Genomic DNA, 19338 nt, shown 5'->3' on the forward strand with positions numbered 1-19338 from the left:
CGGCAGGCTGGTCGGAGGTGGAGGGGGTGTTGGTGGACACGAATGACCTCACTGAAGACGCGGATTCGGTGCGATAAGCCCAATGGTAGGCGTGTACCGACCTTATCCGATGCTCCACCCGGTCCAGCGGGACGCCTCCGATCGCTCCGATTCGTAGCACCCCGCCGGACCTGTTCCTGTGCCCCCCGCGCCTCCCCTCGGTCCAGCCGTCAGTCCAGCCGGACACGCGGGTCGAGGACCGCGTAGAGCAGGTCCACGACGATGTTGGCGACGACGATGAAGACCGCCGCCAGCAGCACCGTGGCGATGACGACGGGCTGGTCCTGCCGGGTGACCGAGCTCACGGCCAGCTCACCGAGGCCGGGCAGGCCGAAGAGCCGCTCGGTGACGATGGCCCCGCCGAGCAGCCCGGCGAGGTCGATGCCGAACTGGGTGACGACCGGTGTCAGCGCCGCCCGCAGGGCGTGGCGGATGGTGACCCGGCTGCGGGCGACGCCCTTGGACTTGGCGGTGCGGATGTAGTCCTCCCCCAGCACCTCCAGCATCTGGTTGCGGGTGAGCCGCACGTAGGTGGCCGCGGTGATGAAGGCGAGCGCGCACCACGGCAGGATCAGGTGGTGAGCCCATTCGAGCGGGTTGCTGGTGATGCCGACATACCCGGAGGGCGGGAACCAGGCCAGCCCGGCCGTGGTGAGCTTGAAGAAGAGGAAGTACAGCAGCAGGATCCCGATCAGGAACGACGGCATCGACAGCCCGATCAGCGCGAAGATCGTCCCGGCCCGGTCCAGCAGACTGCGCGGGCGGACCGCGGAGACGACGCCGATGGCCACGCCGCCCACCAGCCAGAGCACGGAGGCGCCGACCGCCAGCGAGGCGGTGATCGGCAGCGCGTTTCCGACCAGGGTGGAGACCGGCTCGGAGTTGTAGTACGAGAAGCCCAGGTCGCCGTGGAGCAGGCGGTCGAGGAAGTGCCAGTACTGCACCGGCAGCGGCTGGTTCAGCCCCAGCTGCTTGGTGATCAGCTCGACCTGGGTCTGCGTGCAGAGCCGGCCGCAGATGAGTCGCGGCACGTTGGACGGGGCCACGTAGAACAGCCCGAAGGTGAAGAGGCTGATCAGCCAGAGCACCAGGACGCCGGAGAGCACCCGGCGGACGAGGAACCGCAACATCGACGAGCCTCCCGCTCAGTCCTGGAACAGGCGCTCGGCGCGCGGGTCGAGCGCGTCGCGCACCCCGTCGCCGAGCAGGTTGAAGGCCAGCGTCGTCAGCAGCAGCGCCAGGCCGGGGAAGAGCGGGAACCACCAGGAGACCTGGTAGAAGTCCAGCGAGTCGCTCAGCATGTTGCCCCAGGTCGGCGAGGGCGGGACGACGCCGAGGCCGAGGAAGGACAAGGTGGCCTCGAAGACGATCGCGATCGGGATCAGCAGCGTGGTGTAGACGATCACCGGCGCGAGCAGGTTGGGCAGCACGTCCACGAACATGATCCGCAGGTCGTTGGCGCCCAGCGAGCGGGCCGCCTCGATGTACTCCTTCTCCCGGATGGACAGGGTCTGGCCGCGCACGATGCGGCCGACCGCGGCCCAGGAGAAGAAGGCGATCACGAACACCGAGATGGCCAGGCTGGAGCCGAAGATCGACACCAGGGCGATCGCGAACAGCAGGAACGGGAACGAGAGCACCAGGTCCATCACCCGCGACAGCACGGTGTCCACGGCGGATCCGAAGTAGCCGGCCACCAGCCCGACCAGGACGCCCATGGCCACGGCCAGCAGCGTGGACACCACGCCGACCAGCAGCGAGACCTGGCTGCCGTACAGGACGCGGACGAGGATGTCGCGGCCGAGGTTGTCCGTGCCGAGCAGGTGGCGGCCGCTCGGGCCGACGGGGAGCCCGTCCACGGTCAGCCCCTGGGTGCGGTCCTGGTCGGTGGGGCTCCAGCCGATCCAGTGCGCGAGCAGCGGGGCGGAGACCGAGACCAGCGCGAGGAGCAGGATGAAGGCCAGCGAGATCATCGCGGCCCGGTCCTTGCGCAGGTGGATCCAGGCCAGCTGCCAGGGGCTGCGGCCCTCGATGGCGGGCCCTGGGGACGGCTCCGGCCGGGCCGGCGTCACGGCGACGGCGACACCGGCGGTGTCGGGGGCGTCGTCGCGGGCCTCGTCGGGGGTGAGGTCTGCGCTCATTCGGCCCGCTCCTCCTCGGGAATGGTGGCGGTGACGCGGGTGAGGTCCTCGCCCGGCTCCACCGGGAAGTGGCACGCCGTCAGGTGGGAGTCGGGGTCGCCCGCGCGGGCGACCAGCGGCGGGGTCTGCTGCACGCAGATCTGCTGCGCCTTGGGGCAGCGCGGGTGGAACCGGCAGCCGCTGGGCGGCGCGATCGGGGACGGCACGTCGCCGGTGAGCACGATGCGCTGCCGGGCCGCCGCCTGGTCGGGGTCGGCGACCGAGGCCGCCGAGAGCAGGGCGTTGGTGTAGGGGTGGCGCGGCCGCCCGTGCAGTTCCTCGGACGCGGCCAGCTCGACGACCTGCCCCAGGTACATCACCGCGATCCGGTCGCTGACGTGCCGCACCACGGACAGGTCGTGGCTGATGAAGAGGTAGGTCAGGCCGAACTCGTGCTGGAGGTCCTCCAGCAGGTTGAGGATCTGGGCCTGGATGGACACGTCCAGCGCGGAGACCGGCTCGTCGGCCACGATCAGGCTGGGTTTGAGCGCGAGCGCCCGGGCCACGCCGATGCGCTGGCGCTGGCCGCCGGAGAACTCGGCCGGGAACCGGTTGTAGTGCTCGGGGTTGAGCCCGACCAGCTCCATCAGCTCCTGGACCCTGGGCTTGCGCTCGTCCCGCGATCCCTCGCCGTGGATGGCGAAGGGGTCGCCGATGATCGAGCCGACCCGGCGGCGTGGGTTGAGCGAGCCGTACGGGTCCTGGAAGATCATCTGCATCCGTCGCCGGAACGGGCGCACCTGGGAGCGGCTGAGGCCGGTGATGTCCCGGCCCTCGAACAGCAGCTTCCCCGAGGTCAGCGGATGCAGCTTGGTGATGCACCGGGCCAGGGTCGACTTGCCGCACCCGGTCTCGCCGACCAGGCCGAGCGTCTCGCCGCGGCGGACCGTGAGGGACACGCCCTCGACGGCGTGCACGCGGCCGACCTCGCGCTTGAAGACGACGCCCTGCCTGATCGGGAAGTGCTTGACGGCCGCCTCGACCTCGACCAGCGGCTCGGTCGTCAGGGGTTCGGTCGTCAGGGGCTCCGTCGTCACGGGCTCGCTCATGCCGCGCCTTCCTCGACCGATGCGTCCTGGCCCGTGCCCTGTCCGGGCACCCGTTCCACGGTGCGTCCGGCGGCGCTCGCGTCCTGCCGGGCCCGCTTCATCTCCTCGGTGGTGCCGAGCAGACGGCCCGGCAGCCAGCACGCCGAGGTGTGCCCGGCGCCGTCCTCGACGGGGGTCAGTTCGGGCTGCTCCCGGGTGCAGCGGTCCATGGCGAACGCGCAGCGGGGATGGAAGGCGCAGCCCGGCGGCAGCCGGATCAGGCTCGGCGGCTGGCCCGGGATCGGGCGCAGCCGGGCCCCGGCCGCGCTGGAGGACGGGATCGACTCCAACAGGCCGTTGGTGTACGGGTGGTGGGCGCGGTAGTAGAGCCCGCGGCGGTCCGCCCGTTCGGCGGCGCGGCCCGCGTACATGACCATCACCTCGTCGGCGAGCCCGGCGATGACGCCGAGGTCGTGCGTGATCATGATCAGCGCCATCCCGGTCTCCTGCTGCAACCGCAGCAGCAGGTCCAGGATCTGCGCCTGCACGGTGGCGTCGAGGGCGGTGGTGGGCTCGTCCGCGATGACCAGCTTCGGCTCCAGCGCCAACGCCATCGCGATCAGCGCACGTTGGCGCATGCCGCCGGAGAACTGGTGCGGGTAGTCGTCGATGCGCTGGGCGGGATGGGGGATGCCGACCAGGCCGAGCAGCTCGACCGCACGCCGACGTGCCGCCGCCCTGCTCACGGGCTCGTGGGCACGGATCATCTCCACGATCTGCCAGCCCACCTTGTAGAGCGGGTGCAGGCTGGAGAGCGGGTCCTGGAAGATCGCCGCGATCTTCGCGCCGCGGACTGCGCGGAACTCGTCCTCGCTCATAGAGAGCAGGTCCTCGCCCTCGAAGCGGGCGGTACCGCGGACGCGCGCGCCGGTGGTCAGGCCGAGCAGCGTCTGGGTGCAGACGCTCTTTCCCGATCCGGACTCGCCGACGATGCCGAGGGTGCGGCCGGAGTCGAGTTCGAAGGAGACCCCCCGCACCGCCCGGACGTCGCCGTCGGTGGTGCGGAAGGAGACATGGAGGTCGGAGACCTCGAGAAGGCTCATGGCGCCTCGCAGCTCGTGGACGGTCGAGGGGCTCGCGGCCCTGGACCCGTTGGGGCGTGGGGACATCGCGCACCCCGTCCGGCACGGGGTCGCCGTGCCGGACGGGGTCGGTGCACGGTGCCGTCGGCCCGCCTGGGCCGACGACCCGTCAGCTGCGGCTCAGCTGCCGGACGAGAGCCAGACCTCGGTGACGTCGTAGTTCTGCGAGAACAGCTCGAAGATCGCGTTGTGGACCCGGGAGGACCGGAACATCGCGTCGTTCTGCGTCTCGAAGGGGACGATCGCCGCGTCCTTCATGACCTGCTGGTCGGCCTGGTGCCACAGGGACTCGGCCGTGGCCTGGTCGGGCGCGCTCATGGCCTGGTCGAGCAGGGCGTTGAAGGCCGGGCTGTTGTAGTCGCCCCAGTCGGTCGAGCCCGGGCCGTAGTTGCGGCCGTCGAACAGCGGCTCCAGGTTGGCGCGGCCGTTGTTGCCGAACCAGTCGGGAACCCAGCCCGGCTCGGTGATGTCCCAGCTGCCCGCCTTCGCGGCGCTCGGCAGGTTCAGGTACTTGCCGTAGTAGTCACCCTGGGAGACCGGGACGATCTGCGTGGTGACGCCGCAGGCCTTCAGGTCCGCCTGGACGGACTGGGCCACGGCCGGGTGCTTGCCGGCGTTGCGGGCCAGGTCCTTGAGCACCAGGCCGTTGGGGTAACCGGCGGCGGCGAGCATCGACTTGCACTTGGCCGGGTCGCCCTTGCTGCCCGGCGTCGGGTACGCGTCGTACTTCTCGTAGCCGAGGCTGCCCGGCGGGATGGCCTGACCCAGCGGGGTGTTGAGCGTGGGGCCGCCGTAGATCTGGCCGATCGCGACCTTGTCGATCGCGTACTCCAGCGCCTGACGCACCGCCACCTTGCCGAGCGCGCCCTGGTTGCTCGGGCTCTGCTCATTGAAGACCAGGAACGGGTTGGTGCTGCCGGAGGGGTAGATGCCCAGCCTCGGGTCCTTGGTGGCCTTCAGCGCCGGGACCGAGGCGGTCGGCACGGTGGTGTCCCACTGCATGTCGGCGGTGCCCGCCTGGAGCTGCTGCTGCACCGGGCCCTCGTCCTGGCCCTCGGTGACGGTGATGTGGTCGACGTACGCGTCATGGACCGGGTCGGACGCCTTGGTCCAGGCCGGGTTCCGGTCCAGCTTGATCGACTGGTTGGCGGTGTACGACGTGATGGCGTACGGGCCGTCGGAGATCGTGTTGGAACGGAAGGCGGCGCTGTCCGGGAGGTAGTTCAGGTACTCGACCGGCGCCGGCGAGGAGAAGGGCATCGCCAGGATGTTCAGGAAGTCGTTGGCCTTCTTCACCAGCGTGAACTGGACCGTCGTCGTGTCGACCGCCTTGATGCCGGAGATGTCGTGGCTGTCGATGTAGGCCTTGATCGCCGGGATGGTCGGGCTGACCTTCGCGAACCCGTCGCAGTACTGCTGGAAGCCGACGATGACGCCCTCGTAGTAGCCCGGCGCGCCGACGGCGTTCGGCGTGGGGTTGCACAGCCGCTTCATGCCGAGGACCTCGTCCTGGGCGGTGACCGCGCGGGCCGGGGAGGTGTCCCACATCACGCCGGGCCGGAGGTGGATCGTGTAGGTGAGACCGTCCGCGCTGATCCCGCCGTTGGCGGTGGTCGGGATCTCGGTGGCCAGGTCCGCGACGGTGGTGGTGGACTTGGTCGGGTCGGTCGAGGCCGGGTACGTGAACAGCTGCCGGGTGTAGGCGCGTTCGAGGGTGTACGTGGCGGTGTAGTACCCGCTGGCGGTGTCGAGGTGGTCGACGTCGCCGCTGCCGATCAGCTTGAGCGTGCCGCCCTTGACCGGCGTTCCGGCGGCGTTGATGTTCGCCGCGTTGTCGGACGAGGTCCCTTGGTCGGGACCGCTGGGACCGGGCACCGGCTTTCCGGACGAACAGCCCGCGGCTGCGAGCGCCACGCTCGTCAGCAGGGCGCCCAGCGCCAGGGTGCGGTTTCTTCGGGGTGTGCGTGGCATGTGGAGCGCCTCCTGCGATCGAGATACGTGGTTCGATGCACAAGTGGCGCCGTGGGGGCGTTGGTCGTCGGCCCGCGGGCAGGCAGGGGCCTGCTCCCGGGTCGAGTCGCCGCTCGGAGTCCACGACGTCGCGATGCCATGTGAGGCACCGTCAGTAATCTCCGGGCGACGCGGCGTTCTGTCCACCACGCGGACATCATCGAGATGATGGCGTTATCAGATCGCCGCCGATTGACACCCCTTCAGGTGCGTACTGCTTCGAGCGTGCGCGGCGGCTCGTCGTCCATCTCGAAGGCCAGCGGGAACGGTGCGCTACCCGCCAGCCGGAACAGCCGCACGATCCGATGCCGGCGCACGGCGCGCGCCGCGCGCACCGAGTCGTTGTGGAACCGCCGCGCCATCGGCACGCGCCGCACAGCCTCCCCCAGCTCGACGAGCGCCTCCGCGCCGCCCGGCAGCGAGGCCAGCTCCTCCAGCTGCTCCTGCTCCGCGAAGACGGCGCGCAGCGCCTGGGAGAGCTCACTCTCGGCGACCTCCCGCGCGTCGTCCTGCGCGGTGCGGGCGGCGTGCGCGGCCTGGTACAGCAGGATCGACGCGGCCGGGTCCAGCATCGTCGACGTCGCCAACTCCAGTGCGCCCGAGGCGCGCCGCAGCAGCGCCGCGTCCAGCGCGGCCCGCGCGGCGTCGATCCGCGCGTGCAGCCGGTCGAGCCGCCCGGCGGTCCAGCTCAGGTACAGCCCGAAGGCGACGACAACGACGCCGATCCAGATCCATGTGCTCACAGGGGGTGACCCTACCGGCAGCCGTACCCACCCCCCCAGCGGCGCGTGGCCCGCCCTGGGGCCCACTGCTCCCCGTAGGCGCCGACCGGGCTGTGCCTCACACCGGCCGGCGGCCGGACGTGCGCCCCACCTGGAGCGGCCCACGGGCCGAGCCCCGACCGGCGGATGCGGGCTGCTCAGGGGCGGGTGCCGGTGTAGACGCCGGCCGGGCGGTGGCGAAGCGGCGCGGCCGCGTACTCCTCCAGCGCGTGGGCGATCCAGCCGGCCGTGCGGGCCAGCGCGAAGACCGCCTCCTCCGCGTCCGGGGGGAAGCGGCAGAGCTCGGCGAGGAGGGCGAGGGCGAGATCGCTGTTGGGGAAGGTGCCGAAGCGGTCCGCCGCGACCTGGATCAGCTCCGCCGCCGCCTCGCGCAGCCCCCGCGGGTCCGGCAGCGGGGCGAGGAGGCGCAGCAGCGTCTCGGCCCTGGGGTCGCGCGTGCGGTAGAGCACATGGCCGAAGCCCGGGACGGAGCCCGTCTCGCGCAGCGTCGCCGCCAGCGCGGTGACGGGGTCCGTCTCGTGCGCGCGCACGAGCACGCGGCGGGCCAGCGCGCCCGCGCCGCCGTGGAGGGGGCCGTCGAGGGCGGCGAGGCCGGCGGTGACCACGGCGTAGGGGTTGGCGCGGGTGGACGCGGCGAGGCGGGCCGCGTACGTGGAGGTGGCGATGTCGTGGTCCGCCAGCAGGGTCAGCGCCGCGTCCAGCGCCCGCACGCCCTCCGCGGTGGGCGCGTCCGCGCTGAGCCGGGCCCAGAGGCGCTCCGCCACCGACTCCCCCGTCGGGCCCGCGCCGCGCTCCGGCACCGCCGCGAGCAGCGCGCCGATCAGCGCGCGACCGGTGGCGACGACGCTGTCGGGCCGCAGGTCGAGACTGAGCGGGTCGGCCACGGACGCGGCCAGGACGGCGGCCTTGAACCGGTCGACCACCCGCGCGGACGCGGGCAGCGCGTCGGCGCACGCCCGCACCGCCGCGCGCAGCCGCTCGCCCGGCGGGGCGAACCGCGCCTCGGGCTCGTCGCGGCCGGTCCACAGCCACACCGCCGTCGCCTCGAAGCTCCCCCGCTCGGCGAGTTCGACGGCGTCGCGGCCACGGAAGAAGAGCCGGTCGTCCTCCAGCAGGGTCAGCTCGGTGCGGATCGCGGGCGCGGCGGCCTGATCCGGCGCCGCACCGCCGCGCCCGGCGCCGCCGCGTTCGGCGAGGGCGTCCACGTCCGCCGCGGCGAAGAGGCTCCCCTTGCCGTCGGCGGCTCGCACGCGGGTGATCAGGCCGCGGCTGACGTACGCGTACAGCGTCTGCGGCTTCACTCCGAGCCGCTCCGCCGCCTGTTGCGTCGTCAGCATCCCCGCGTCGCCGGACACGGCCACCTCCGTATATTGATTACTGGGATCAACATTGACAACTATTGACCACGGCGGCGAGATTGGCAACATGAACGCCGATGAACTGCTGAAAGAGACCGCCGAGACCTACCGCGTCTTCGGGACCGTCCACGCGAAGGCCCACTCGCCCGCCTACGAGCGGATCAGCGTCGCCGTCGCCGAGTCGCGGGAGCTCCTGGAGCGCCTGGTGGCGCTCCCGCCGATCAAACGGCAGCCGAACCTGCTGCTTGCGGCCGTGCGCTGTCTCGGCGGTCCGGTCGACTCCGGCGAGACCTTCGTCGCCTGGGCGCTGGCGCACTGGGAGCAGGTGCGGCCTGTGATCCTGGCGCGCGCCACGCAGACCAACGAGGCCGGCCGCTGCGCGACCCTGCTGCCGCTGCTGGCGTCCCTGCCGCAGCCGCTGGCCCTGATAGAGGTCGGCGCCTCAGCGGGACTGTGCCTCTACCCGGACCACTACCGGTACCGCTACGACGACCGCGCCGCCTTCGGCGCGGACGGCAGCCCGGTGACGCTCCCGTGCGCGACGACCGGCCCCGTCCCGTTCCCTGTTCCGTCGCCCGGGCGGGACAGCCTGCCGCGGGTCGTCGCCCGCTCCGGGGTGGACCTCAACCCGCTCGACCCGGCCGACGAGGACGACGCGCGCTGGCTGGAGAGCCTGGTCTGGCCCGGCCAGCAGGAACGGGTCGACCGGCTGCGCGCGGCGCTCTCCGTCGCCCGGTCCGTGCCCGATCCGGCCACGATCGTGCGCGGGGATCTCAACGCCCGCGTCGCGGAGCTGGTCGCGGCCGCGCCGAAGGGCGCGACGCCGGTGGTCTTCCACACCGCGGTGCTGTGCTACCTGCCGCCCGAGGCCCGCCACGCCTTCACGAAGACCGTGCGGGAGCTGCCCTGCCGCTGGATCTCGAACGAGGCCCCCGAGGTCCTCCCCGAGGTGGACGCCCGCCTGCCGTACGCCGCCCCGACCGAGCGCGGCGTCAACATCCTCGCCCTGGACGGCGAACCGGTCGCCTTCACGGGGCCGCACGGCGAGCGCCTGGACTGGTTCACCGGACTCCGCTGAGTCCCTCGCGCGGCTCGACGTAGTCGACGATCTGCATCATGCCGAGGTCCTCGTGGTGGAGCTGATGGCAGTGCGCGATGGTGCGGCCGGTGAAGTCCTCGTACCTGACCAGGAAGGTGACGGAGTCACCGGGCGTGCCTCCGGCCAGGCCGATGGTGTCGTGCCAGACCGGCGGGTCGAGCCTTTCTCCGTTGCGGTGGGTCAGCAGGAACCAGTTGGTGTGCAGGTGGAAGGGGTGGTTGAAGCCGGGCGTCGTCTCGTCGGTGCGGACGGTCCACCGTTCGACCGCGCCGAGGCGCAGGGTGTGGTTGGTGTAGCCGGGGTCGAACAGGCCGTAGGAGGCGTCCCGGGTGAGGTCGCCACCGGGGTCGGCGGCAGGGGTCGCGCCGGTGCCCAGGATGCGGAAGGCGTTGGGGAACGGGCCGGTGAAGACGCCGGGATCGGTGTGGAAGACGACCTCCCGATGGGCGTCGGGGCCGGTGACGTCTCGCTCGTCGAGAAAGGGCCTGCCCGGCGGCAACGAGGTCGGAAGCGCCATCGGCGCGTGCAGGGGCGCTCCCGCGACGTCGATCGTCATCAGCGGTGCGGGCACCTGGGCGGCGCGCAGTTCGTAGCGGCCCGGCCTGCCTCCGCGGACGAGGATGTCGGCGCGGTTGCCCATCGCCAGGTTCACCTCCGCCACGGTGATCGGCCTGGCGAAGGTGACGCCGTCCTGGGCGATCTGGTGCATCGCCAGTTCCCCGTCGTCCCCGGCGATCTGGAGCCGCAGGGCGGTGAAGGCCGTCGCGGCGACCAGCCGCCACCGCTGGACCTCGCCCGGGCGCAGTCGGAGGGTGGGGTTGACGACCCCGTTGACCGTGAAGGTCGACGGGACGCCGGTCATCCAGGCGCCCGAGGTGAACGCCGGGACCCTGCCGTCCTTGAGCTTGAGTTCGTTGATGCACACGACGATGTCGGCGGCGGACCTGATCTCGGGGACCTCGTCGACATCGCCCTCGACGACGATCACCCCGGCCATACCGCCGACGATCTGCTCCGCGGTGGCTCCGTGCAGGTGCGGGTGGTACCAGTAGGTGCCGGCGGGGTGGTCGACCGGGACATGGACCGATGAGACGTACCGGGGCTCCGCGGCTCCGGCTGAGACCTCGCCCGGGGTCCGTGGGGCGAACTCGCGCAGGACGTTGTCGGCCTGTCCGGCCGGGGAGACGTGCATCCCGTGCGTGTGCAGGTTGAAGCTGTTGGGGCAGTGCGGCGTGTTGTGGCCGCCGCTGTGGGGAGGATTGGGCGGCAGGCCGTTGACGTGCGTGAGACGCAGCGTGTGACCGCCGCGGACGCGCAGCGTCGGGCCCGGGACGGTCCCGTTGTAGGTGCGGGTGGTGATCCGGCCGTAGCCCGGCACAAAGACGTCCGCGAACCGGACGTCGAGCGTCTGCTCCAGCACCGGCGACGCCACGCCGGGTACCGGTCGCGACGCCGCTACGGCGGGCTGGGGGAAGGACGTCGGCGGTGCCGCACGCCGCAGGGCGGACGTCCGACCGTACGCCGCCGCGAGACCCGCGACCGGGATGGCCTTCAGCACCGAGCGACGGCTGGTTCCGCCGTGTTCTCCCATAACGGGCAATCTAGATCAACTCGGCCCGGCGACCGCGGAGGGCGCACCGCGGGCGTTGCGCCCGCCCGCGCCGACGGGAACCCCGCCGCGCGCCGCTCAGTCGCGCGCGAGGCCCAGCTTGGAGCGCCAGCCCGGCACCGGTTCGGCCTCGATGACCGCCGCCGCGCCGGTCGCGACGGTCTCGTAGACGGCGAGGATGTCCGCGCCGACCGTGGACCAGTCGAAGCGGCGGACGTGCCGGGCGCCGGTGTCGCGCAGCGCCTCGCGGCGGGCGGGGTCGGCGAGGAGGCGGAGCACGACCTTGGCGAGCGAGTCCGCGTCCTCGACGGGGAAGAGCTCGCCGCTGGAGCCGCCGTCGAGGACCTGCCGGAAGGCGTCGAGGTCGGAGGCGACGACGGGCGCCCGCGCCGACAGCGCCTCGACCAGGATGATGCCGAAGCTCTCGCCGCCGGTGTTCGGCGCGACGTAGACGTCGACGCTGCGCAGCAGGCGGGCCTTCTCCTCGTCGGAGACCATGCCGAGGAAGGTGATCCGGTCGCGGACGTCCTTCGGCAGGTCCTTGACCGCCTCCTCCTCGTCGCCCTTTCCGGCGACCAGCAGCCGCACCTGCGGCCGGGAGGCGAGGATCGTCGGCAGCGCGTCCAGCAGGGTGGGCAGGCCCTTGCGGGGCTCGTTGATGCGGCCGACGAAGCCGATGGTGTCGCCCTGCCACTCGGCGCGCGGCTCCGCGCTCGCGAAGAAGTCGACGTCGACGCCGTTGGGGATGACGACCGCGTCGCCGCCCAGGTGTTCGACGAGGGTGGTGCGCGCGTACTCGCTGACCGCGATGCGCGCGGAGATCTTCTCCAGCGCGGGCTGGAGGATCGGGTACGCGGCGATCATGGCGCGCGAGCGCGGGTTCGAGGTGTGGAAGGTGGCGACGATCGGGCCGTTGGCGGCCCAGCAGGCGAGCAGCGAGAGGCTGGGCGTGGCCGGCTCGTGGATGTGCAGGACCTCGAACTTGCCCTCGTGCAACCAGCGACGCACCCGCGCGGCGGAGAGGAAGCCGAAGTTCAGCCGGGCGACCGAGCCGTTGTAGGGCACCGGGACGGCGCGTCCGGCGGAGACGACGTACGGCGGCAGGGGGGTCTCGTCGTCTGCGGGGGCGAGTACGGAGACCTCGTGGCCGAGGCCGATCAAGTGCTCGGCCAGGTCGCGCACGTGGAACTGGACGCCGCCGGGGACGTCCCAGGCGTACGGGCAGACGATGCCGATCCTCACGCCTGGGCCTCCACGGGCTGCGCGTCGGAATCCGGGTCGACGGGCTTGTCGGGCCGGGGTTCGAGGTCCGCCAGCCAGAAGCGCTGGAGCATGTGCCAGTCCTTGGCGTGCTCACGAACGCCCTCGGCCCAGACGTCGGCCATGGCCTGCGTCATCGCGGCCGTCTTCTCGCGGCGGGTGCCCTCCTCGGGGACGGGGACCTCCTCGTGCACGCAGCCGCGCATGGTCCTGGTCTCGTCGTACCAGAGCGTGACGGGCAGCAGCGCGGCGCCGGTCTGCGCGGCCAGCGCGGCCGGACCGGCGGGCATCCGGGTCTTCTCGCCGAGGAACTCGACCTCGATGCCGGAGGCGGACAGGTCGCGGTCGCCGACGAGGCAGACCAGCTTGCCCGCCCGCAGCCGCTTGGCCAGGGTGGCCATGGTGTGGGCGCCGCCGGTCAGCGGCAGCACCTCCATGCCGAGGCCCTCGCGGTAGGCGACGAAGGCGTCGAAGAGCTTCGCGGGCTTGAGACGCTCGGCGACGGTGGTGAACGGGTAGCCGCGGACGATCACCCAGGCGCCGGCCAGGTCCCAGTTGCCCATGTGCGGCAGCGCGAGGATCACGCCGCGCCCGGCGGCGAGGGTGTCGTCGAGGCGCTCGATGTGCTCGGGGGCGAAGGAGGCGCGGATCTTCTCCTTGTCCCACACCGGCATGCGGAAGGACTCGCACCAGTAGCGCAGGTAGGAGCGCATGCCCTCGCGGCTCAGCTCACGGATGCCCGCCTCGTCCAGCTCCGGGCGGACCCGGCGCAGGTTGGACTCGAGGCGCAGCACGCTCTTGCCCTGGCGCTTCCACGCGGTGTCCGCGATGCGCCGGAACACCGCGTCGGCGGCGGGCTCGGGCAGGCGCTTCACCAGGCCCCAGCCGGTGGCGTAGGCGAGATAGGTGAGCTGGTCCTTCATCGGGCCTCCCCCTCCGCCGCTGTCGCGGCGTTCAGTGCCACCAGCTCCGCCGCCTCGCGACGGACCTGGAGCACCCGCTGGAACACGGTGATCAGACTGCCGGCGGCGACCGCCCACAGGGCGACCGGCAGCAGCCACTCGATGCCGGGCACGCCGAACTGGTGCAGCCCGGCCAGGCCCGCCGCGACCAGTGTGCCGACCAGCCGCTCGGCGCGCTCGACGACGCCGTTGACGGCACACTTGAGACCGAGGCTCTCGGCTCGGGCCTTGGTGTAGGAGACGACCTGACCGCTGGCCAGGCAGAACAGCGTCACCGCACAGAGCAGCAGGTTGTCGCCCTTGCCGGCGTACCACATGGCGATGCCACCGAAGATCGCGCTGTCGGCGACGCGGTCGAGGGTGGAGTCCAGGAACGCGCCCCACGGGCCCGAGCGGCCCGCCTGCCGGGCCATGTTGCCGTCGACCAGGTCGGAGAAGACGAAGGCGGTGATGACCAGCGTCCCCCAGAAGAAGCTGCCGCGCGGGAAGAACGCCAGCGCCCCGGCCACCACCCCGGCGGTCCCGACCAGGGTGACCGCGTCCGGGCTGACGCCCATGCGCAGCAGGAACGCCGCGAGAGGGGTGAAGACGCGGGTGAAGAAGGCTCGGGCGTATTTGTTGAGCATGGGTCTTCCGACCGCTCCGTTTCAGGCAGGTTCCGGCGGGTGCGCACGCGTCGAGGGCGCGTTGTCCAGGTGAGCGTCATGGTATCGGGCCGACTGCACCTGACCGGCGTATGGACCTCCGGCGAACAGAGTGGGAGGCTCCAAAGTACCGCGGGTGACCTGCGTCACATGGCAGGCGTCATCGACAAGGCCTTCCGGCTCACCAGGCGCGGCCCCGTGGCGTCTCTGCAGCGCGCGTGCGGGAGGAGATCAGATCATGGCTGACAAGACGAGCAGTGCCGCGGGAGCCGCCGGCAGGGCACCGTCGGCCGACCGGCCCGAGCAGATTCGGAACGTGGTGCTGGTCGGCCACAGCGGAGCGGGGAAGACGACGATCGCCGAGACCCTCGCCCTGGCCACGGGGGCGATCAACCGGGCCGGCCGGGTGCAGGACGGCACGACCGTCTCCGACTACGACGAGATCGAGCACCGCCAGCAGCGCTCGGTCCAGCTGTCCCTGGTCCCGCTGGAACACGCGGGCTTCAAGATCAACCTGCTGGACACCCCCGGCTACGCCGACTTCACCGGCGAGCTGCGGGCGGGCCTGCGGGCCGCCGACGCCGCGCTGTTCGTCGTCCCGGCGAACGAGGAGATCGACGGCGCGACCCGTGGCCTCTGGGACGAGTGCGCGGCCGTGAACATGCCCCGCGCCCTGCTCGTCACCAAGCTGGACGCCCCCCAGGGCGACTTCGACGCCACCGTCGAGCGCTGCCGCGAGGCGTTCGCGCCCGACGCGCCCGAGACGGTCCTGCCGCTCTACCTGCCGCTGCGCGAGGGCGCGCCCGGACCCGACGGCGAACCCGCCGTCACCGGCCTGGTCGGGCTGCTCAGCCGGCACTCCTACGACTACGCGACCGGCAAACGCGTCGACGCCGAGGCCGGGCCCGAGCTGGTCGCCGCGATCGACCCCGCCCGGGAACGCCTGATCGAGGGCGTCATCACCGAGAGCGAGGACGAGACGCTGCTGGACCGCTACCTCGGCGGCGAGTCCATCGACACCAAGACCGTCATCGACGACCTGGAGAGCGCCGTCGCCCGCGGCCACTTCCACCCCGTCATCGCGGTCCTCCCGGCGGCGGACGGCTCCAAGGAGGGCATCGGCACCGCCGAGCTGCTGGAGCTGATCACCTCGGCGTTCCCGTCCCCGGTCGAGCACGTGACGCCCGTCCACGAGGGCGACGAGGCGCTGGCCTGCGACCCGACCGGGCCGCTGGCCGCGCAGGTCCTCAAGGTCACCAGCGACCCCTACGTGGGCCGCCTCACCCTGTGCCGGATCTTCTCCGGCACTCTCCGGCCCGACGGCCAGGTCCACATGGCCGACGCCGACACCGACGAGCGCGTGGGCGCGCTCTCGTCCCCCTTCGGCAAGACGCTCCGCCCGGTGCCGCAGGCCGTGGCCGGCGACATCGTCTGCGTCGCCAAGCTCACCCACGGCACGACCGAGGACACCCTGAGCCTCCCCGACCACCACGTGAGCCTGGACCACTGGGCGCTGCCCGAGCCGCTGCTGCCGGTCGCCATCGCCGCGCACAGCAAGGCCGACGAGGACAAGCTCTCCCAGGGCCTGGCCCGCCTCGCGGCGGAGGACCCGACGCTGCGGCTGGAGCAGAACCCCGAGACGCGGCAACTGGTCCTGTGGTGCATGGGCGAGGCCCACGCGGACGTGATGCTGGAACGCCTGCGCGGGCGGTTCGGGGTCCACATCGACACCGTCGACTACATCGTCCCCTTCCGCGAGACGATCGCCGGCCCGGCGACGGGCCGCGGCCGGCACGTGAAGCAGTCCGGCGGGCACGGGCAGTACGCCATCTGCGAGATCCAGATCGAGCCGCTGCCGACCGGCGCGGGCTTCGAGTTCGTCGACAAGGTGGTGGGCGGCTCGGTGCCACGCCAGTTCATCCCCTCCGTCGAGAAGGGCGTCCGCGCGCAGCTCGCGCGCGGCGTGGCGGCGGGCTTCCCGCTGGTCGACGTCAAGGTCACGCTGGTGGACGGCAAGGCCCACTCGGTCGACTCCTCCGACGCCGCGTTCCAGACGGCGGGCGCGCTGGCGCTGCGCGAGGCCGCGGCGGACAACGTGCGGCTGCTGGAACCGGTGGCCGAGGTCCACGTGCTCGTCCCCGACGACTACGTCGGCTCCGTCCTCAGCGACCTCTCCGGCCGCCGGGGCCGCGTCCTCGGCACCGAACCCGTCGGCACGGGCGGGCGCACCGCGATCCACGCGGAGGTCCCGGAACTCGAGATCGTCCGCTACGCCGTCGACCTCCGCAGCCTCAGCCACGGCGCGGGCTCCTTCACCCGCGCCTACGCCCGCCACGAGACCCTCCCGGGCGCGATCGCCACGAAGGTCCTGAAGGCGGCCGCGAAGTAACCACCCAACGGGTCGGCAGACGGCTCCCCCGCCGGGGGCCGTCTGCCGACCCGCAGCCGCGCAGGACCGGTCGAAGGAGCCCGATGGCTGTAGAGATCGTCTACGAGACCCATTCGACGACCACCGACAACGAGGCGGGCATCGCCACCGGCTGGCTGCCCGGGCGGCTGTCCGCACGGGGCCGCCGTCAGGCCGCGGAGCTGGGAGAGCGCCGGCGTCGTGACGGGTTCGCCGCGGTCTACACGTCCGACCTGCACCGGGCCGTGGAGACGGCCCGCATCGCGTTCCGGGACAGCGGGCCGCCCGTCCATCAGGACATCCGGTTACGGGAGTGCGACTACGGCGACCTCAACGGGGCGCCCGTCTCCCTCATCGCGGCCCAACGCGCCGGGCGCATCGACGAACCGTTTCCCGGCGGCCAGAGCTACGGCCAGGTCCTGGCGGCCACCGACGCGTTCCTCTGCGACGTGGCCGCCCGCTGGGACGGCTGCCGGATCCTGCTGATCGCGCACTCGGCCAACCGCTGGGCCCTCGACTGCCTGCTCACGGGAGCTTCGCTGCCGGACCTGCTCGAGGACCCGCCCGCCTGGCGTCCGGGCTGGCGGTACACCCTCCCCGTGCCGCGGCCCTGAGGTACGAAGACGGTACGAAGACCCAGGGACAGACCCTAGCGGGGGCCGAGCGCGCAGGCGGGGGTGCCGCCCGGGAGGAGGTGGCGGTTGGCGGCGATCAGGCGGTAGACCGCGGCCGTGAGGGTCCGCGCGCCCGGCAGCAGGGCGACCGCGCCCAGCAGGACCCACGGCACCCGGCGGGTCCGCAGCAGCACCCTCGCGACCGCGTCGGCCCCGCCGTCGACCCGGCCCGTCGGGGTGACCCAGAGGACCTCGCGCTCCGCGCGGGACCGGGTCGCCGCGCCCGCGGTGAACGCCGCGACCGCGTCCATGTCGGCGAACTGGAACGGGATCGCGGCCCAGCCGTCCGTGCCCAGCAGGCGCTCACCGAACCGCAGCGAGGAGGTGCAGAACGCGCAGTCCCCGTCGTAGATCAGGACCGGTGTGCCCGCGGTGATGTCCATGGCGGCATTCTCGCAGGTCCCTCCCGGAGTCGCCTGGGAGAACCCGCTGACATGGGGTGATCCACAGCGATACCCTGACAGCGCACGCCCGTTGACACGCGTTCAGGGGAGGAACCGCGACGATGAGCGATGGACCCTTCGGGCCCCAGGTGCTCCGTACCGACCCGTCGCCGAGTTCCGGGGCCACGACCTCCCTGTCGTCCATGGCCTACCGGGACGGCGACTTCAAGCAGTTGATCGATCTGCACCCGGAGACCAAGTCCAAGGCGGGACGGATCAGGCTGCTCGCCCCGAACCTGGGCGAGGCGTTCTGCGAGGCGCTGATCGCCCGCACTCTGGGCGCGAAGCGCAAGCCGATCGTCCCGTCGTACGGGCTCCAGCCGCGCATCGTCGTCGAGCACTGCCTGGAGGCGGAGGACGTCCGCCACCAGCGGGACAAGCAGCTGACGCTGGTCGCGGTGGTCTTCGGGCTGCTCTTCCTGCCGGGCACGCTGCTGTGGCTGCTGGTGTTCGAGGTGGCCCGCCGTACGCCGGAGAAGAGCCGCGAGCTCTACCAGAACCTCGGCCTGATGGTGGTCGTGCTGATCGCGGGGTTCCTGGCCTGGCGGCCGGGCGGCGCCACCGGGTTCTGGGGGATCTACCTGCGGGTGATGACGATCGTGCCGCTGGTCGGCTGGTACCTGGCGCGGCGGATCTGCCTCAGCACGGCGCAGAAGCTGCGCGACCGGTGGAACGGCCTGCTGGAGGGAACCGCTCTCGGGCCGACCGTGCCGGGCGCGGTGCCGAAGGGGCCGGACGACCACAAGGCGGAGCACCAGCGCCAGCGCCTCGCCGAGCTGCTGGCCGAGCAGGACACCAACATCGGCCACTACGCGGGCTCCAAGGGCATCCTCGGGATAGGCCCGCGCTGGGCGTCCTGGAGTCTGGCGGAGCAGCTGACGCCGGCGGAGGGGCACCAGGAGATCCGGCCGTTCCACAACTTCGACCTGGTCCGCAAGATCGAGGAGCATCTGCACCGGCTCGGGCGCAGTGCGGTCTCCGAGGGCGGCATCCCCGGCGTCCGGGTGGACCACTGGGTGCTGCTGCCGGTCGGCGAGGGCGCCGACGAGATCTCCCGGCCCTCGGGGCCGGACATGGACGGCCACCGGATGCGTCAGGTCTCGGTCGCGGACCTCGCGAACAAGCAGACCTTCGGCGAGGGCCCCCGGCACTACCTGGGCGCGCAGTTCGTGCTCTGGAACGGGCAGTTGATCGTCACCTTGATGGCGAACGTCTCCGTCCTGCACGACACCCTGCGCATCGAGGTGACCGGCCACGCCCTCGGGCCGGTGAACCCCCTGTTCGGCAAGAAGGCGTCGCCCCCGGAGAAGACCGTGGCCAAGCGCGGCAAGTTCTGGGAGGAGGTGACGGTCAAGCTTCCGATCGTCAACAACGCCGAGGTGGTCCGCCTCGCCACCCGCGCGCCCTTCACCTGGCCGTGGAGCGCGACGCTGCTCAACTGGCTCGGCGGCTCCGTCAAGCTCCCCGAGCCGTTCGGCATCCGCTCCGCCTGGGCGGGCCGCCCGTGGACCCACCGCTTCATGGCCGACGACGCCATCCGCGTCGCCACCCCGTTCCTCCGTGCCTGCCACGCCGGCGCGATGGAGCTCCTCGCCGACCACGACATCAACCTGGAGCGCTTCCAGGCCCGCTCGCAGATGCTCAGCGGCGAGGTCCAGGGCATCCGCCCGTTCAAGGCCGACGTCTACGACGCGGACTGAG

Annotated in this window: 16 protein-coding genes; 4 read left to right on the forward strand and 12 right to left on the reverse strand. The window is 72.1% G+C overall.

Annotated features, from left to right (window positions below):
* Positions 1-209 precede the first annotated feature (209 nt).
* The 7 genes from TR50_RS10685 to TR50_RS10720 all read right to left on the reverse strand — a co-directional run bounded on the left by TR50_RS10685 (position 210) and on the right by TR50_RS10720 (position 8536).
* A complete protein-coding gene (locus TR50_RS10685; protein WP_042418413.1) occupies positions 210-1169 on the reverse strand; it encodes an ABC transporter permease in 960 nt (319 codons plus the stop codon).
* Between the two features lie 15 nt (positions 1170-1184).
* Entirely contained in the window at positions 1185-2180 is a 996-nt protein-coding gene (locus tag TR50_RS10690; protein WP_042418415.1) for an ABC transporter permease, read from the reverse strand.
* Positions 2177-3268: an ABC transporter ATP-binding protein gene (locus tag TR50_RS10695; RefSeq protein ID WP_042418417.1), complete on the reverse strand. Its 1092-nt coding sequence runs from the start codon at positions 3266-3268 to the stop codon at positions 2177-2179. The genes TR50_RS10690 and TR50_RS10695 overlap by 4 nt, the downstream gene beginning before the upstream one ends.
* On the reverse strand, positions 3265-4350 hold the full coding sequence (locus TR50_RS10700; RefSeq protein ID WP_042418420.1) for an ABC transporter ATP-binding protein: 1086 nt from the start codon (positions 4348-4350) through the stop codon (positions 3265-3267). The genes TR50_RS10695 and TR50_RS10700 overlap by 4 nt, the downstream gene beginning before the upstream one ends.
* A gap of 159 nt (positions 4351-4509) precedes the next feature.
* Entirely contained in the window at positions 4510-6360 is a 1851-nt protein-coding gene (locus TR50_RS10710; RefSeq protein WP_084700081.1) for an ABC transporter substrate-binding protein, read from the reverse strand.
* A 242-nt stretch (positions 6361-6602) separates the two neighbouring features.
* Positions 6603-7142 carry a LemA family protein gene (locus TR50_RS10715; RefSeq protein ID WP_042418426.1) on the reverse strand — a complete coding sequence of 180 codons (540 nt, stop codon included), beginning with the start codon at positions 7140-7142 and terminating at the stop codon, positions 6603-6605.
* 176 nt (positions 7143-7318) lie between these two features.
* Positions 7319-8536, reverse strand: coding sequence for a citrate synthase (locus TR50_RS10720; RefSeq protein ID WP_236654369.1), 1218 nt, complete (start codon positions 8534-8536; stop codon positions 7319-7321).
* Between the two features lie 70 nt (positions 8537-8606).
* Between TR50_RS10720 and TR50_RS10725 the strand changes: the two genes are divergently transcribed.
* On the forward strand, positions 8607-9617 hold the full coding sequence (locus tag TR50_RS10725) for a DUF2332 domain-containing protein (protein WP_042418428.1): 1011 nt from the start codon (positions 8607-8609) through the stop codon (positions 9615-9617).
* Here TR50_RS10725 and TR50_RS10730 read toward each other — a convergent pair.
* The 4 genes from TR50_RS10730 to pgsA form a co-directional block, all read right to left on the reverse strand.
* Complete coding sequence (locus TR50_RS10730) at positions 9601-11229, reverse strand: multicopper oxidase family protein (protein WP_084700083.1); 1629 nt, start codon at positions 11227-11229, stop codon at positions 9601-9603. The genes TR50_RS10725 and TR50_RS10730 overlap by 17 nt on opposite strands.
* 96 nt (positions 11230-11325) lie before the next feature.
* Positions 11326-12489 (reverse strand): glycosyltransferase family 4 protein, encoded by a 1164-nt coding sequence (locus tag TR50_RS10735; protein ID WP_042418434.1) that lies wholly within the window; start codon positions 12487-12489, stop codon positions 11326-11328.
* Positions 12486-13430: a phosphatidylinositol mannoside acyltransferase gene (locus TR50_RS10740; RefSeq protein ID WP_042418437.1), complete on the reverse strand. Its 945-nt coding sequence runs from the start codon at positions 13428-13430 to the stop codon at positions 12486-12488. The genes TR50_RS10735 and TR50_RS10740 overlap by 4 nt, the downstream gene beginning before the upstream one ends.
* Positions 13427-14095 (reverse strand): phosphatidylinositol phosphate synthase, encoded by a 669-nt coding sequence (gene pgsA / locus TR50_RS10745; protein ID WP_042418440.1) that lies wholly within the window; start codon positions 14093-14095, stop codon positions 13427-13429. The genes TR50_RS10740 and pgsA overlap by 4 nt, the downstream gene beginning before the upstream one ends.
* A gap of 256 nt (positions 14096-14351) precedes the next feature.
* On the opposite strand from pgsA, the gene TR50_RS10750 reads away from it, so the two are divergent.
* Both TR50_RS10750 and TR50_RS10755 read left to right on the forward strand, forming a co-directional pair.
* Positions 14352-16502: an elongation factor G-like protein EF-G2 gene (locus TR50_RS10750; RefSeq protein ID WP_042418443.1), complete on the forward strand. Its 2151-nt coding sequence runs from the start codon at positions 14352-14354 to the stop codon at positions 16500-16502.
* An 83-nt stretch (positions 16503-16585) separates the two neighbouring features.
* Positions 16586-17134 carry a histidine phosphatase family protein gene (locus TR50_RS10755; protein WP_042418446.1) on the forward strand — a complete coding sequence of 183 codons (549 nt, stop codon included), beginning with the start codon at positions 16586-16588 and terminating at the stop codon, positions 17132-17134.
* Positions 17135-17169: 35 nt separating this feature from the next.
* Here TR50_RS10755 and TR50_RS10760 read toward each other — a convergent pair whose 3' ends face one another.
* The gene (locus TR50_RS10760) at positions 17170-17577 is read right to left on the reverse strand and encodes a thiol-disulfide oxidoreductase DCC family protein (RefSeq protein WP_042418449.1); all 408 of its coding nucleotides are present in this window, start codon (positions 17575-17577) and stop codon (positions 17170-17172) included.
* Between the two features lie 122 nt (positions 17578-17699).
* On the opposite strand from TR50_RS10760, the gene TR50_RS10765 reads away from it, so the two are divergent.
* Positions 17700-19337, forward strand: a complete 1638-nt coding sequence (locus TR50_RS10765) for an AbeC-like domain-containing protein (protein ID WP_042418452.1) — start codon at positions 17700-17702, stop codon at positions 19335-19337.
* Position 19338: the final 1 nt, after the last annotated feature.

It is taken from the genome of Streptacidiphilus anmyonensis, from assembly GCF_000787855.1.
GTDB classification, from domain to species: domain Bacteria; phylum Actinomycetota; class Actinomycetes; order Streptomycetales; family Streptomycetaceae; genus Streptacidiphilus; species Streptacidiphilus anmyonensis.

What these genes read in the sequence shown, in the direction of transcription:
- TR50_RS10740 (WP_042418437.1), bottom strand. Translation starts at nt 13,430, where the DNA reads ATGAAGGACCAGCTCACCTATCTCGCCTACGCCACCGGCTGGGGCCTG.
- TR50_RS10685 (WP_042418413.1), bottom strand. Translation starts at nt 1,169, where the DNA reads ATGTTGCGGTTCCTCGTCCGCCGGGTGCTCTCCGGCGTCCTGGTGCTC.
- TR50_RS10765 (WP_042418452.1), top strand. Translation starts at nt 17,700, where the DNA reads ATGAGCGATGGACCCTTCGGGCCCCAGGTGCTCCGTACCGACCCGTCG.
- TR50_RS10695 (WP_042418417.1), bottom strand. Translation starts at nt 3,268, where the DNA reads ATGAGCGAGCCCGTGACGACGGAGCCCCTGACGACCGAACCCCTGACG.
- TR50_RS10730 (WP_084700083.1), bottom strand. Translation starts at nt 11,229, where the DNA reads ATGGGAGAACACGGCGGAACCAGCCGTCGCTCGGTGCTGAAGGCCATC.
- TR50_RS10725 (WP_042418428.1), top strand. Translation starts at nt 8,607, where the DNA reads ATGAACGCCGATGAACTGCTGAAAGAGACCGCCGAGACCTACCGCGTC.
- TR50_RS10690 (WP_042418415.1), bottom strand. Translation starts at nt 2,180, where the DNA reads ATGAGCGCAGACCTCACCCCCGACGAGGCCCGCGACGACGCCCCCGAC.
- TR50_RS10755 (WP_042418446.1), top strand. Translation starts at nt 16,586, where the DNA reads ATGGCTGTAGAGATCGTCTACGAGACCCATTCGACGACCACCGACAAC.
- pgsA (WP_042418440.1), bottom strand. Translation starts at nt 14,095, where the DNA reads ATGCTCAACAAATACGCCCGAGCCTTCTTCACCCGCGTCTTCACCCCT.
- TR50_RS10700 (WP_042418420.1), bottom strand. Translation starts at nt 4,350, where the DNA reads ATGAGCCTTCTCGAGGTCTCCGACCTCCATGTCTCCTTCCGCACCACC.
- TR50_RS10760 (WP_042418449.1), bottom strand. Translation starts at nt 17,577, where the DNA reads ATGGACATCACCGCGGGCACACCGGTCCTGATCTACGACGGGGACTGC.
- TR50_RS10710 (WP_084700081.1), bottom strand. Translation starts at nt 6,360, where the DNA reads ATGCCACGCACACCCCGAAGAAACCGCACCCTGGCGCTGGGCGCCCTG.
- TR50_RS10750 (WP_042418443.1), top strand. Translation starts at nt 14,352, where the DNA reads ATGGCTGACAAGACGAGCAGTGCCGCGGGAGCCGCCGGCAGGGCACCG.